At 60.4% G+C, this 14,431-nt stretch carries 12 protein-coding genes; 8 read left to right on the forward strand and 4 right to left on the reverse strand.

The annotated features are described in order from the left end of the window. Positions 1 to 429: 429 nt before the first annotated feature. Positions 430 to 1,467 (reverse strand): LLM class flavin-dependent oxidoreductase, encoded by a 1,038-nt coding sequence (locus KUIN1_RS11945; protein ID WP_011267558.1) that lies wholly within the window; start codon positions 1,465 to 1,467, stop codon positions 430 to 432. Positions 1,468 to 1,673: 206 nt separating this feature from the next. Then, positions 1,674 to 2,009 carry a hypothetical protein gene (locus KUIN1_RS11950; RefSeq protein WP_003407971.1) on the reverse strand — a complete coding sequence of 112 codons (336 nt, stop codon included), beginning with the start codon at positions 2,007 to 2,009 and terminating at the stop codon, positions 1,674 to 1,676. 323 nt (positions 2,010 to 2,332) lie between these two features. Here KUIN1_RS11950 and sfnG point away from each other — a divergent pair, with 323 nt between their 5' ends. Both sfnG and KUIN1_RS11960 read left to right on the forward strand, forming a co-directional pair. Then, the gene (gene sfnG / locus KUIN1_RS11955; RefSeq protein ID WP_011267559.1) at positions 2,333 to 3,433 is read left to right on the forward strand and encodes a dimethylsulfone monooxygenase SfnG; all 1,101 of its coding nucleotides are present in this window, start codon (positions 2,333 to 2,335) and stop codon (positions 3,431 to 3,433) included. Between the two features lie 320 nt (positions 3,434 to 3,753). Next, entirely contained in the window at positions 3,754 to 5,346 is a 1,593-nt protein-coding gene (locus tag KUIN1_RS11960) for a sensor domain-containing diguanylate cyclase (RefSeq protein WP_172980049.1), read from the forward strand. Positions 5,347 to 5,367: 21 nt separating this feature from the next. Here the strand turns inward: KUIN1_RS11960 and KUIN1_RS11965 are convergent, their stop codons facing one another. Both KUIN1_RS11965 and KUIN1_RS11970 read right to left on the reverse strand, forming a co-directional pair. After that, complete coding sequence (locus KUIN1_RS11965) at positions 5,368 to 8,511, reverse strand: efflux RND transporter permease subunit (protein ID WP_152091994.1); 3,144 nt, start codon at positions 8,509 to 8,511, stop codon at positions 5,368 to 5,370. Positions 8,512 to 8,544: 33 nt separating this feature from the next. Next, on the reverse strand, positions 8,545 to 9,705 hold the full coding sequence (locus tag KUIN1_RS11970) for an efflux RND transporter periplasmic adaptor subunit (RefSeq protein ID WP_011267562.1): 1,161 nt from the start codon (positions 9,703 to 9,705) through the stop codon (positions 8,545 to 8,547). Positions 9,706 to 9,882: 177 nt separating this feature from the next. On the opposite strand from KUIN1_RS11970, the gene KUIN1_RS11975 reads away from it, so the two are divergent. The 6 genes from KUIN1_RS11975 to KUIN1_RS12005 all read left to right on the forward strand — a co-directional run bounded on the left by KUIN1_RS11975 (position 9,883) and on the right by KUIN1_RS12005 (position 14,304). Then, entirely contained in the window at positions 9,883 to 10,434 is a 552-nt protein-coding gene (locus tag KUIN1_RS11975; RefSeq protein WP_003317850.1) for a TetR/AcrR family transcriptional regulator, read from the forward strand. 174 nt (positions 10,435 to 10,608) lie between these two features. Beyond that, complete coding sequence (locus tag KUIN1_RS11980; RefSeq protein WP_003424002.1) at positions 10,609 to 11,214, forward strand: SCO family protein; 606 nt, start codon at positions 10,609 to 10,611, stop codon at positions 11,212 to 11,214. Beyond that, entirely contained in the window at positions 11,208 to 11,702 is a 495-nt protein-coding gene (locus tag KUIN1_RS11985) for a copper chaperone PCu(A)C (protein WP_011267564.1), read from the forward strand. Before KUIN1_RS11980 ends, KUIN1_RS11985 begins: the two co-directional genes overlap by 7 nt. Before the next feature lie 504 nt (positions 11,703 to 12,206). Further along, positions 12,207 to 13,040, forward strand: a complete 834-nt coding sequence (locus tag KUIN1_RS11995; RefSeq protein ID WP_011267565.1) for an energy transducer TonB — start codon at positions 12,207 to 12,209, stop codon at positions 13,038 to 13,040. Between the two features lie 132 nt (positions 13,041 to 13,172). Next, positions 13,173 to 13,901 (forward strand): MotA/TolQ/ExbB proton channel family protein, encoded by a 729-nt coding sequence (locus KUIN1_RS12000; RefSeq protein WP_003407988.1) that lies wholly within the window; start codon positions 13,173 to 13,175, stop codon positions 13,899 to 13,901. A 1-nt stretch (position 13,902) separates the two neighbouring features. Continuing rightward, a complete protein-coding gene (locus tag KUIN1_RS12005; protein WP_003407991.1) occupies positions 13,903 to 14,304 on the forward strand; it encodes an ExbD/TolR family protein in 402 nt (133 codons plus the stop codon). The last annotated feature ends 127 nt before the right edge of the window (positions 14,305 to 14,431 follow it).

Consider the following 14,431-nt stretch of genomic DNA (forward strand, 5'->3'; position numbering starts at 1 on the left):
TGGCGCTGATCCGGGGGTAGCCTGGCAGGACGCCAGGCTAGCTGCACCGGGCCATGGATGGCCCGTTGCAGCGACCCCCGGATCAGTGACAGGGCGAAGGAACCCGACGAAGTCGGGCCGGAAACGGAGCTGCGGGCTTTGCCTACTTTGGCCCCATCAAAGTAGGTCGCCGAGGGGCGAAAAGGTGATCTGAGCCGGACCCCAACCTACCTGATATCACAGAACCGCTCTGTGACGCAGAGCGTCACGGAAGGCATTACCACGCGTGGGAACGAGAGTCGCAATGTGATTTTTGATTCGGGCAGAAGCCTGGAAGCCTTTTACTTGGAGCCTCCAGGACTTGCGCATAACGATGAGTGCAGAGCGTGTGGAGGATCAATATTATGGTCTGAGCAGCATTTTCCTGGGCCTCTCAGGCAATCTCAACACTCAACGAAACACCGGCACCACGTGCTTGATGAACAGCTCGAGCGACTTTTTCTTCTCGGCGTGCGGCAGGCTGTTGTCGCACCAGAAGCTGAACTCGTCGACACCCAACTCCTGATAGTGACGAAGGCGCGGAATGATCTCCTCCGGGGTGCCGATCATAGTGTTCTTGCGGATATTCTCCAGCTCGAACTCCGGACGTTCCTTGAATTTCTCTTCCGGGCTGGGGGCCAGAAAACCGTTGACCGGCGTCTGTTTGTTGCCGAACCAGGCGTCGAAGGTACGGTAGAACTTCGCGATGGCGGTGGCGCCCACTTTCCAGCCTTCAGGATCATCTGCGGCATGCACATGCGTGTGGCGCAATACCATCAATTGCGGGCGGCGCACTTCGGGATTGTTGGCCAGCGCGGCTTCGAACTTGTTCTTCAGGTCGACAACTTCTTCATCACCCTTCATCAATGGGGTGACCATCACGTTACAGCCGTTCTGCACGGCGAAATTGTGCGAGTCAGGGTCGCGTGCAGCGATCCACATCGGTGGCGTGCTGATCGGCTTGGGCACGGAAGTCGAGGTCGGGAATTTCCAGATGTCGCCATCGTGAGCGTAGTCACCCTGCCACAGCGCACGTACCACCGGGACCATCTCACGCAACGCCTTGCCACCTTCGGAGGCTGGCATGCCACCGGCCATGCGGTCGAACTCCACCTGATAGGCGCCGCGTGCCAGGCCGACTTCCATTCGCCCGTTGCTGATCACATCCAGCAGCGCGCATTCTCCCGCGACCCGCAATGGATGCCAGAACGGCGCAATGATGGTGCCGGCGCCCAGATGAATACGCGTGGTCCTGGCCGCCAGATAGGCCAGCAGCGGCATCGGGCTTGGCGAGATGGTGTATTCCATCGCGTGGTGTTCGCCGATCCAGACGGTGCTGAAGCCACCTTGCTCGGCCATCAGCGTCAGCTCGGTCAGGTCCTCGAAAAGCTGGCGATGACTGACACTGTCATCCCAGCGTTCCATGTGCACGAACAACGAAAACTTCATGACACTTACCTCGCTTAAATCCTGGCGCCTGCACCGGCGTGATGAGTTATTGTTGTCTGATGGTATACCGTAATACTTTCGGTGCAAGTGTTTTTTGCGCCGCTGCTCCTCGTTGCAAAATGCAACGGCAGAAACGAAAAAAGCGCCTCAAAGGAGGCGCTTTCGGATGTTGCGGATTCAGCCGGGGCAGGCTCGATCAGTCGGCTTCAACTGCAGGCTTCGGATTCAATATAGTCAGCCGTGGAGTCGCGAATCACCGGTCCCATGCCACTCACGGCCTTAGCCTGCTCCATGATTTCCAGCGTGGAACCGGTGCCGACCAGGTTCACCGTATGGTTGGCGCAGTTATACACCCGCTTGGAGTAGATCACCCCAAGCATGCCTTCACGCCGGGTGATCACCACGCGTTCCTTTGCGCTGCCGCTTTTTTCTACCAGTGCGTGATGACCGGTCGGATCATGGGGGATGGATAGGGTTTTGCCTTCGGCATGCGCCGACAGGGCAGGGATCATCAGGGCCAGAAAACAGGCATGCAATTTCATCAGTGCTCCTGCGGATGAATGCGGGTTCGTTGGATCCAAAATTTACTACTGCAACACGATTCTGGATAGCAGGGCGAGCTGCCTCTCGTCGGCTTGTTTTCATCAAATCACACCCTGCGCCATGCCAAAAAAACCGTGAAGCTGTTGCTCCGGCAACAGCCATTCCACACCCTGGCATGGCACGGACAGTTGACGCCGCACCTTAGCCGTCGCAACGCCTTGATCTGCCTGTATTTTATTCAATGGCACGGTTGCTGCTCTGTGGATGTGCAGGCCCTTGTGCTTAATGCGCTCGGGAAGCTTGCAGCCAGAGGAGTACCGATATGAGCCAATCGTCCATAAAATTTGCGTACTGGGTCCCGAACGTCAGTGGCGGGCTGGTCGTCAGCAAGATCGAACAGCGCACCAGCTGGACCATCGACTACAACCGCAAGCTGGCGCAGATCGCCGAGCAGTCCGGCTTCGACTACGCGCTGACGCAAATCCGCTTTACCGCCGGCTATGGCGCCGAATTCCAGCACGAATCCGTAGCCTTCAGCCACGCACTGTTGGCGGCGACCGAAAAGCTCAAGGTCATTGCCGCGATATTGCCCGGGCCATGGACCCCGTCGGTTGCCGCCAAGCAACTGGCGACCATTGATCAGCTCACTGCCGGGCGCGTGGCGGTCAATATTGTCAGCGGCTGGTTCAAGGGCGAGTTTCAGGCCATCGGCGAGCCCTGGCTGGAGCATGATGAACGTTATCGGCGCTCCGAGGAGTTCATTCGCGCGCTCAAGGGGATCTGGACCACCGACAACTTCACCTTCAAGGGTGATTTCTATCGCTTCCACGATTACACCCTCAAGCCCAAGCCGATCCAGCGTCCTCACCCGGAGATCTTTCAGGGCGGCAGCTCCCGTGCTGCACGTGACATGGCGGCGCGGGTGTCAGACTGGTATTTCACTAACGGCAATACTGTCGAAGGTATCAAGGCGCAGGTCGATGACATTCGAGCCAAGGCAGCCGCGAACGGGCATTCGGTGAAGATCGGCGTGAATGCCTTCATCATTGCCAGGGATACCGAAGAGGAGGCGCGGGCCGTGCTGGCCGAAATCGTCGACAAGGCTGACCCGGAAGCCGTCAACGCCTTTGGCGATGCCGCGAAACAGGCCGGCCAGTCGAGTCCGGAAGGCGAGGGTAACTGGGCCAAATCCACCTTTCAGGATCTGGTGCAGTACAACGATGGCTTCAAGACTAACCTGATTGGCACACCCCGGCAGATTGCCGAGCGCATCGTGGAACTCAAGTCCGTTGGCGTAGACCTGGTGCTTTCGGCGTTCCTGCATTTCCAGGAAGAAGTCGCCTATTTCGGCCGGTACGTATTGCCTCTGGTACGCGAACTGGAAGCTGCTGCACAACGCAAACCTGTCGCCGAGACGGCTTGACCCCGGCCAATACCGACAACCCCGCCTTGCCCCGGTAAGCCGGTCGCGCTTACCGCCCGCCATAAAATCAGGCGCCACTGTGATCCAGTGTGCGCCTGTGTCCGTATGTTCAACCCCGATCAACCCATAGACAGTTGTACGTGGCATTATGATGCCACTCTCTGGCATGCTTTTATCGATGCCAGGCCTTCCAGGTATGGCCGAGCACTTGCCGACAACGGCAGTTGATAGCGAAAGGATTGTCGATGGCCCCTGAGCAATCAGGTCCGGTTTTCAGAAAAACCAGATGCACTGGTTCTCACCTGTTGTGGAGGCAAGTTTTGAAACGCGACCTTCGGCTTGCGTCATGGCTGATCTTCGTAGTGTGCGCCTGCGTGGTGATGTTGATGGCCTGGCAAGCATGGACCGCACGCCGCAACACCCTGGAAAACATCCAGACCAGCACGATCAATCTGGCTGGAGCGCTGAGCACCTACACGGATGGTATTTTCAAGCAAAGCGAGCTGATGCTGATCGGCCTGACGGAGCGTGTCGAAAAGGACGGCGTCGGGCCTGAACAGATCGAGCGTCTCAGGTGGGTCATTGCGCGTGAAATGGGCGCGCTGCCGCAGATCGATACCGTGTCGCTGTACAACGCCGACGGGTACTGCATCTTCTCGAGCAATCCCAAGGTCATTGGCATCAACAGCGGGCAGCGCGAGTTCTTTCAGCACCACCTGCAGATGCCTGACAAAACCCCTTATATCGGCCCGACGATTCGCAGTCGCGCTTCCGGCGAATGGGTCATATCAGTCAGCAGGCGCATCAATAATCCCGACGCCAGTTTTGCCGGGCTGATGGTCGCGACCATCGGTGTCGACCATCTGTTGAAGTTCTACTCGGATATCAAGGTTGGTCGAACCGGCATCATCAGTCTGACGTCGACCGCCGGGCAATTGCGAGTGCGCTATCCCCATCTGGAGCAGGAGATCGGTCGCGATCTGTCATCGACGCCTATTTTCAAGTCGGAACGCGCCCAAGTGTCCGGTACCGCCCAGTTCGTTTCCAGGATTGACGGTGTTGCGCGTTTTTATGCGTTCAAACGCAGTGATGTCTACCCGATCGTCACCGTGGTTGCGCTGGGTCAGAAAGAAGCCATGCTCGACTGGCTGGGTCAGACCAAACAGTCCATTCTGGTCATGCTGGTGCTGCTCGGACTGGTGGTCGGACTCGGCGTTCGTCTGATCGGGCATATTCACAGTCGCATACGCGCAGAAGACCAGTTGCTCGATTCCCAGGCGGCCCTGATCCAGCTGAACCAGCACCTGGAGTTGATCGCCTCCGAAGACAAACTGACCGGGCTGGCCAATCGCAGACGTTTCGATCAGTTTCTGGAAGTCGAATTCAAGCGCGCCAGACGCGAGCGCAGCCCGCTGTCGTTGATTCTGATCGATGCCGATCATTTCAAGCGCTATAACGATCATTACGGTCACCTGGCCGGTGACGAATGCCTGATTGCGCTGGCCAGAGTGGTCGAGCAGTTCATTCGTCGTCCCAGTGACGTCGCCGCCCGTTATGGCGGTGAAGAGATTGCGGTGGTGTTGCCCGGTACTGATGAGTCGAACGCTCGCCAGGTGGCCGAGAAGATCCTGCGGGCGATCCGTGACGAGCAGATCGAGCATCCCGCCAGCCCGTTTGGCATCGTGACGATCAGCCTCGGTGTTGCGACATTCGTCGGCACGGATCGCCAACTGGATCAGCGCGGCCTGATCGAGCTTGCCGACCGAGCGTTGTATGCCGCCAAGTCGCAGGGGCGCAACCGGGTGAATGTGGCGTCGGAAATCGCGACCAGTACGTTACCGGCCTGGACCCGCGTCAAGTCCGCTACGGACGCGCAAGCCGACACGGAGCCAAGGTCGGGCCAGCGGGATTGATGCCCGCCGGCCGTCTCTGGCCTAGCGCTTCTCAGGCAGCTGCTGGTCTTCGGTAGCCTGTTGCGCATGCGGTTTGCGGCGCAGCACGGACAGGACCCAGACGAAGAATATCGGCACCAGAACCACGCCCAGCAGCGTCGCGCTGAGCATGCCGCCGATGACGCCGGTGCCGATGGCGCGCTGGCTTGCCGCCCCCGCGCCGGTAGCCAGGGTCAGCGGCACCACGCCAAGGATGAAGGCCAGCGAGGTCATGACAATCGGCCGAAAGCGCAGTCGCGCAGCCTGAAGTGCCGCGTCGCGCAGTGAATGGCCCTGATCCCACAGCTCCTTGGCGAACTCGACGATGAGAATCGCGTTTTTCGCCGCCAGCCCGATGATGGTGATCAGGCCGACTTTGAAATACACATCGTTGGGCATGCCCACGGCTGTCACGGCCAGCACGGAACCCAGCGCGCCGACGGGTACGATCAGCATCACCACCAGCGGGATCGCCCAGCTCTCATACAGTGCGACCAGCAGCAGAAACACCACCAGCAGCGCCAGGCCGAACAGTCCGGCCGCCTGGCCGCTGGCGACTCTTTCCTGATAGGAGAGGCCGGTCCATTCGTAACCGATGCCTTGCGGCAGCCCGGAAACGATCCGTTCGATTTCCGCCATTGCCTCGCCGGTACTGACCCCCGGCGCTGCGTCGCCGGAAATCCTGAACGCGGGGTAGCCGTTGTAGCGGGCGATCTGCACCGGGCCTTGTTCCCAATGCGTCGAAACGAAGGCACCCAGCGGCACCAGCGTGCCGCTGCTATTGGGCACGTAGAGTTTGAGCACGCTTTCCGGGGTCATTCGCGCACTTTGCTCGGCCTGCACGACCACGCGCTGCTGACGTCCGGCATTGGCAAAGTCACTGATCACCGAGGAGCCGAAGGCGGTGGACAGGGCGTTGTTGATCGACTCGAAACTCACGCCAAGCGCCCGGGCTTTTTCGCGGTCGATGCTCAGGCGCAATTGCGGCGCTTCGGCCAGACCTTCCATCATCGCGTAGAGGATCTTCGGATTGCCGTTGGCCTCGCCGAGCAGCTTGTCGCGTGCCGCCAGCAAGGCTTCACGGCCCAGGCCTGCGCGGTCCTGCAGACGCAGCGAGAAACCGCCCGAGGTGCCCAGGCCGTCGATGGGCGGTGGCGTTACCGCCATCACGGTACCGTCGCCAAGCCCGGCAAAATGCTGGTTGAACGCCGCCGCTTCTTCAGCCGCCGACTGGCCCTTGCCGCGCTCCGACCAGTCTTTCAGGGTCGGGAACGCAAGACCGGCGTTTTCACCCATGCCCGAGAAGCTGAACCCCAGCAGCATGGTCACCGCGCCAGTGGCTTCACGGGACAGCATGTAGTTCTCGAGCAATTGCGCGGTGAGGTCGGTACGCGACCGGGTGGCACCGGGAGGCAGTTGCACGTCGATGATCAGATAGCCCTGATCTTCAACGGGTACAAAGGACTCCGGCAGGCGCAGGTAGAAAAAGCCCAGCAGACCGACGATACCGACGTACAGCAGCATGTAGCGGCCGGCGCGCTTGATCATGCTGGAACTGACGCGCTCGTAACGGTGGGTGAACTTGCCGAACAGACGATTGAAACCACCGAAGAAACCACGCTTTTCATGGTGCCCGGCCGGGATCGGCTTGAGCAGCGTGGCACACAGCGCCGGGGTGAACGTCAGGGCCAGGAAACCCGAAAACAGAATCGACACGGCCAGCGACAGCGAGAACTGCTGGTAGATGACCCCGACCGAGCCGCCCATGAACGCCAGTGGCAGAAACACGGCGGCCAGGACCAGCGTGATGCCGAAAATCGCTCCGGAAACCTGCTGCATCGCCTTGACCGTGGCGGCGGCGGGAGAGAGGCCTTCTTCAGCCATGATCCGCTCGACGTTCTCCACCACCACAATGGCGTCGTCGACCAGAATACCGATGGCCAGCACCATGCCGAACATGGTCATCATGTTCACCGAGAAGCCCATCAGGTACATGATCGCCAGTGTCCCTGCCAGACACACCGGGACCACGATGGTCGGGATCAGCGTGTAACGGATGTTTTGCAGAAACAGGAACATCACCAGAAACACCAGCACCATGGCTTCGATGAGGGTGTAGATGACCTTGTCGATGGCCACGTCGACGAAGCGCGAGGTGTCGTACGGTATCGAAAACCCGACGCCTTCCGGGAAATTGACCGATAGCTCGGTGAGCCGCTGCTCGACGGCTCTGGCCGTCTGGATCGCGTTGGCACCCGGCGACAGTTGCACGGCACCGGCGACGGCGCGTTGCCCGTTCAGGCGTGATTCGAAGCTGTAATCCTGGCTGCCGACCGCCACACGCGCCACATCGGACAGGTGCACCGCAGAGCCGTCTTCGTTGGCACGCAGAACGATGCGCCCGAACTCTTCCGGGTTGTCCAGCGTGCCCTTGACCGCCAGGGTCGCCGTCAATTCCTGCAGTGACGAGGCTGGGCTGCTACCGAAGCTGCCTGCCGGAACCTGCACGTTCTGCGCCCGGATGGCGGCATTCACGTCGTCGATGGACAAGCCGAAGCCCACCAGCTTCTGCGGATCGATCCAGACCCGCATCGCGGCTTCGGCGGCGAAGAATTGCAGCCTGCCGACACCGTTCACCCGGCTGATTTCGTTATTGACGTTGCGTGCCGCGTAGTCGGCCAGCGCGACAGTATCCTTGCTGGCCGCGCCGTCCTTGTAGTTCAGGGTGTAGATCAACAGAAAACCGGAGCTGGCCTGTTCGACCTGCAGGCCCTGGCTGAGGACCGTCTGCGGCAGGCGCGCTTCGGCTTTCTTGATACGGTTCTGCACCTCGACCTGAGCCAGGTCCGGGTTGGTGCCCGGCACGAACGTCACGTTGATTTCCGCGCTGCCGGTCGAGTTGCTGGTCGACTCGTAATACAGCATCCCCTTGGCACCGTTGAGCTCGTCCTCGATAACGCTGGTCACCGAATCGACCAGCACTTTCGCGGATGCGCCGGGGTAGGTCGCGGTGATGGTGATCTGCGGTGGCGCCACGTCCGGATACTGCGCCACGGGCAGGGACGGCAGCGCCATCAGCCCGGCGAGCAGGATGAACAGGGCGAGTACCCAGGCGAAGTTGGGGCGCTTGATAAAGAAGAGAGACATGGACAATGATCCTCGGTCGCGCTGAAGGCGGCTTTATTGCGCCTTGGCCTGCGGCTGGGCGGAGGGCGATTTGCGGGCGACCTTGTCACCGGCGCTGAGCCCGGTCATGTTGCCGACAATGACCTGTTCGCCTGCCTTCAGGCCTTCGGTGATCTGCCAGCGCGAATCCTGCATCGCCCCGGTTTTGACCGGACGCGCTTCGACCGTGCCGTCCTGGGCAATCACCAGCACGCGGGCGGCACCGTCACCGGAGCGCTGAACGGCACGTTGCGGAACAAGAATGGCGTTGCTGTCGACGCGTTGCGGTGTGCGTACCCGCACGTACATACCGGGCAGCAGCACGCCCTTGGGATTGGCAAAGCGGGCCCGCAACGACACCTGGCCGGTGGTCCGGTCTACTGCAACATCGGTAAACAGCAGGGTGCCGGTGCTCGTGTAGTCGGTGCCGTCGACACTCAGCGACAACGCGTCTTCGCCACCCTTGGGCAAGCGGCCTTCCTGTATTGCAGCGCGCATCTGCAAGGCCTCGGCAGCCGGCTGGGTGAAGTCGGCGTAGACCGGGTCGAGTTGTTGAATGGTGGCCAGCAGGGTGGTTTCGCCCTGACCGACCAGCGCGCCCTCGGTGACCATCGCGCGGCCGATGCGGCCCGAAATCGGCGCCTTGACGGTGGCATAGCCCAGGTTCAGCCTGGCTGTTTCCACATCGGCCTCGGCTGAACGCTTCGCTGCGACAGCGTTTTGCAGCGCGGAGCGGGCCGTGTCGAAGGTCTGACGACTCACCGCTTCAATTTCCACCAGCGACTCATAGCGCTTGACCGTAGCCTGAGTCTCGAACAACGTGGCCTGGGTCCGTGCCAGATCTCCCTGCGCCTTGGACAGCGCGGCCTTGAACGGCGCCGGATCAATCTGGAACAGCACTGCGCCGGCTTTCACGTCGGCGCCTTCCTCGAAGTTGCGGCTCAGCACGATACCGGCCACCCGGGCACGAACCTGCGCCACACGCACGGGTTCGATACGGCCGGGCAATTCGTCAACCACTGTGAACGATTCGGTGTTGACGGTAATGGCTTCCACCTCTTTGGGCGCTGTTGATGCAGCGTGATCCTGCTGCTGTTTCTGCTCGCACCCGGACAGACCCAACGCTGCCAGCAGGGCTACTGCAGGCATGACACGCCAATCGCTGAAACTACTCATCGTTCACCCGGCCGCAGCCATCAGATGCTAAAGCCGAGAATGATCCACTCTGAAAGGCGATGAGTCAATATTGACTCACATGAGGCTTTAGTGACTAATTGTGTATAGGCTTTGAGAACGCGGTAAGGTTTCTGCACAATGCGCCGCCTGCCACTTAGACGAGTTGAAGACGTACCAATGGAATTACCTGCTGACGACAAATTTCTGAAGGCCCTGGCCGTTGCGCTGGTTGACCATTCCAACGGTACGCTCAAGGATATTGCTCAGGCAGCTGGCGTCAGCAAGGCGACGCTCAACCGCTTCTGCGGCACCCGCGCCAACCTCGTGGAACTGCTGCTCAATCACGCCTCGGACCTGATGAACCAGATGGTCGCCGACGCGGATCTGCAGCATGCTCCGCCGCTGGAAGCGCTTCAGCGGCTGGTCGACAACCACCTCATGCACCGCGAAATGCTGGTCTTTCTGGTATTCCAGTGGCGCCCGGATTCGCTCGATGAAAGCAGCGGTGGGCGCCGCTGGTTGCCTTACTCCGACGCCCTCGATGCGTTTTTCCTGCGCGGTCAGCGTGAAGGTCTGTTCCGGATCGACGTCGGTGCCGCTGTCCTTACCGAAATGTTCGCAGCGCTGCTCTCCGGGATGGTCGACGCCGAACGCCGCGGCCGTGTGGCACGCGTCGGCATGGGCGCTTTGGTGACCCAGTTTTTCCTGCAGGGCGCGGCGGCACGATAAGCAGGCCTGTGCTGTTTTGTCGCATGACCTATTGCAGCCCATGAGCGCGACGTTTGCGCGTCTGCTCATGCCTTGATACAGGATTGGCGGTATTCCCCATTGTCCTTGAGTGGTAAATTCGCCGCCTTTGAATTTGTCTGAATCCACGCGCCTTATCCTCAGGGGACGCATGACATGACGCAACATCTGACACGCCGCGAGGTGGTCGCAGGCCTCTCGTTGCTGAGCCTTGGCCTGCTGACCGGCTGCGGCAGTTCCAACGCACTGCCGTTCAAGCACGGCAAGGACATGAGCAACGAGATTGTCGGCCGCAACTTCCGGCTCAAGGATTCGCAAGGCAACGTCAAGACCTTGTCCAGCTTTCGCGGCCTCATGCCGATGATCTTCTTCGGTTTCACCCAGTGCCCGGCCATCTGCCCCACGGCGCTGGCGCGGGCTGCGCAGATCAGGAAACTGATGGGCGAGGAGGGAAAAACGCTGCAGGTGGTGTTCATTACCCTGGACCCGGAGCGCGACACGCCCGAAGTGATCGACGCCTACGTGAAGGCCTTCGATCCGACCTTTGTCGCACTGTCCGGCACGCTTGAAGAAACGGCGGCAACGGCCAAGGAGTTCGGCGTATTCTTCGAGAAGGTCCCGCTGGGTGACACCTACACGATCTCGCACACTGCCACCAGTTACGTTTACGACACCCGCGGTGTATTGCGCCTGGGCTTGTCGCACAGGCTGTCCGCCCAACAATGCACCGAAGATCTGCTCACTTTGATGGAAGTATGCTGATGACCGTTCTGATTCGTAACGTCGCAAAACCGCTGTTGCTGACCCTTTCGCTGTTGGGCCTGAGCGCTCAGGCCCTGGCCGAAACACACGTCGATGACGCCTGGGTGCGTGCCACCGTGCCGGGCCAGTCCGCCACGGGTGCGTTCATGCGCATCACTGCGGACACCGACAGCAAGCTGGTCGACGTTGCTTCACCCGTTGCGAAAACCGTGCAGATCCATGAGATGAGCATGAAAGGCGATGTGATGAGCATGCAGCGCGTCAACTCGGTCGACCTGCCGGCCGGCAAACCGGTGATGCTCGATTCCGACGGCTACCACGTGATGTTCATGGGCCTGGCCGCCCAGGTCAAAGAAGGCGACCAGGTGCCTCTGACCCTGACCGTGGAAGACGCCAAGGGCGCGAAGCAATCGATCCAGGTCAGCGCAGTCGCCAGGTCACTGACCAGCGACGAGCACAGCAGCCACGGCGATCACAGCGGCCATTGAGCCTGTAGCCGGACGCGGAGCGTCGAGTGATCTACCTGACGACTATCGTTCCTCACGCTCCAGTGGAATGCCTTTCGTGACGCTCCGCGTCACTCTGCGCCGCACTGCACATTCAGGGGAGGACGCAGAGCGTCCAGAACGGCATGCCCACGCGGAGCGTCGGCACGATATGATCTGCCTGACGACTATCGTTCCTCACGCTCCGGCGTGGGAATGCCTTTCGTGACGCTCCGCGTCACAACTCTGCGCCGCACTGCACATTCAAGAGCTGACGCGGAACGTCGGCACCCTAGTCTTTTCCGTACACTCATGCCGCATTCCGACCGAGTCCAAGAAAGCAGTCAATCAGGTCTTTATATGTATTTAAGATCTAACCGACGAACCAAATATTCTTTTCAGGAACAAGCCTTTTTCGGCGATGATTGCCTCGCCACTTCGGCCTAAGGAAGGTGACTGATACCAACAGAACCTGGATTTTTATCATGAAAATGCAGGAGTGTATCAATGGGCAATGTCCAGACCGCAGCCAGTGCACATGACGTGCCCTGGCGCCAGACGCCGAGTGGCGACCTGGTCGATCTGGGGCGTCCTTTCCGTGCGCCGCTGGCGTTAGCGCGGCTGCAAAGCACCCCCAAGCCGATTCTGGGGCGGCGCGAAGCCATTTTGCTCGGTGCGCTGGCGCTGGTGTTCCATGGCGCGATCATTTACTGGCTGAGCCAGAACCCGACGCCAGCGTTGCCGGTGGTGCCACCTGAAATTCCGCCGATGACCATCGAGTTTTCCCAGCCTGCGCCACCGGTTGTGGAAACACCGCCGCCAACGCCCGAGCCTGTCGTGCAGCCGGTGGTCGAGCCGCCGCCTCCGGTCGAGGACGAACTGGCAGTCAAACCACCACCGCCCAAACCGATTCCCAAGCCCAAGCCACAGCCGCCCAAACCGGTGTTCAAGCCAGCTGTAAAACCAGTGGCCAAACCGGTTGAGCAGCCACCCGCACCTCCTGTACCTGCAGCCCCTGTCGCCGCGCCTGCGCCACCGGCAGCGCCCGCACCAAAGCCGGTGACCCCGGCCTCGGCCAGCGCGGGTTACCTGCGCAACCCGGCCCCGGAATACCCATCGCTGGCCATGCGTCGTGGCTGGGAAGGCACTGTGCTGTTGCGCGTACATGTATTGGCCAGCGGCAAACCCGGCGAGATTCAGATACAGAAGAGCAGTGGCCGCGACCAGCTCGACGACGCCGCGCTGGCGGCGGTGAAACGCTGGAGTTTCGTTCCGGCCAAGCAGGGCGATGTCGCCCAGGATGGCTGGGTCAGCGTGCCCATTGATTTCAAGATCAAATGAGGCTTCAAGATCAAATAACGTTTCAAGATCAAACCCGGCTATTCGAATGACCTGGCGAGCTACCTGAACCAAAGGCGCATCGCGACACAACCCATGCCTTGTTCAGACTTTGTTCATAGAGAGAGCTGCGCCATGAACCTGATTGCTTCGCCTTTTGAATCCATCGAACACGCGGTCATCTGGCTGCTGGTCATTTTTTCCGTCGCGACCTGGGGCCTGGCCCTGCTCAAGGGCGTGCAGTTTTCGCGCCTGAAGTCTCAGGATCGCAAGTTCCACAAGCAGTTCTGGGCGGCATCGAGCCTGGATTCAGCCGCGCAACTGGCCCACGAGCAACCGGGCGCTGCCGCTCGGGTCGCGCTGGCCGGTTACGCCGCCATTCAGGTGGCGGATGGCGCGCAGGCCCATGACCTCAGTCAGTCCATCAACCATCAGGACCGCCTTGAGCGCGCCCTGCGTCAGCAGATCGTCCGCGAGCGCCGCTCGCTGGAAACCGGTCTGGCCATCCTCGCCAGCATCGGCAGCACTTCGCCTTTCATCGGTCTGTTCGGTACGGTCTGGGGCATCATGTCGGCCCTCAAGGGCATCAGTGCGGCCGGTTCCGCGAGCCTGGAAACGGTGGCCGGGCCGATCGGCGCGGCGCTGGTGGCAACCGGTGTCGGCATTGCCGTCGCAGTGCCTGCAGTGCTGGTCTACAACTACTTTCTGCGACGCCTGAAACTGACGGCTGCCGATCTGGATGACTTTGCCCATGACTTCTATAGCCTGGCGCAGAAGAGTGCCTTCCGTGTGCTGCTGCATCCGGTATTGAAGTCCGGCGCTGCAGGCGCACACGCCGGGCAGAAAGTGCAGGAGGCCTCCTGAGATGGCTTTTTCCACGCAAGACACCGATGAAGTGCTGAGCGAGATCAACGTCACGCCGCTGGTAGACGTGATGCTGGTGCTGCTGGTGGTGTTCATCGTTACCGCGCCGCTATTGACAAACTCGATCCCGATCAACCTGCCCAAGACCGAATCGGTCGCGCCAGTGGAGCAGAAAGACCCATTGGTGGTGAGCATCGACGGGCAGGGCAAGCTGTTCATCAACAAGGACGAAATCCAGCCGGACTTGCTGGAAAGCAACCTGAAGGCGGCCAGGGACAAGGCCCCTGACGTGCGCGTGCAATTGCAGGCGGACAATGGCGTCAACTACGGGGAAGTCGCGCGCGCCATGGCCTCCATCGAACGTGCCGGGATTACCAAATTGTCGGTAATCACTGCCAGGTAAAAGATTCATACCACCTACAGTTTCAACAGTTTCGGGCCGCATCCTCAGGCAGGTGCGGCCTTTTTTTGTCTGCATCGCAGGCATTTTTCAGTACTGACACAAATGCAGATGCTTATTCGTTATTGAT

This window comes from Pseudomonas sp. KUIN-1 (genome assembly GCF_009176725.1).
GTDB classification, from domain to species: domain Bacteria; phylum Pseudomonadota; class Gammaproteobacteria; order Pseudomonadales; family Pseudomonadaceae; genus Aquipseudomonas; species Aquipseudomonas fragariae.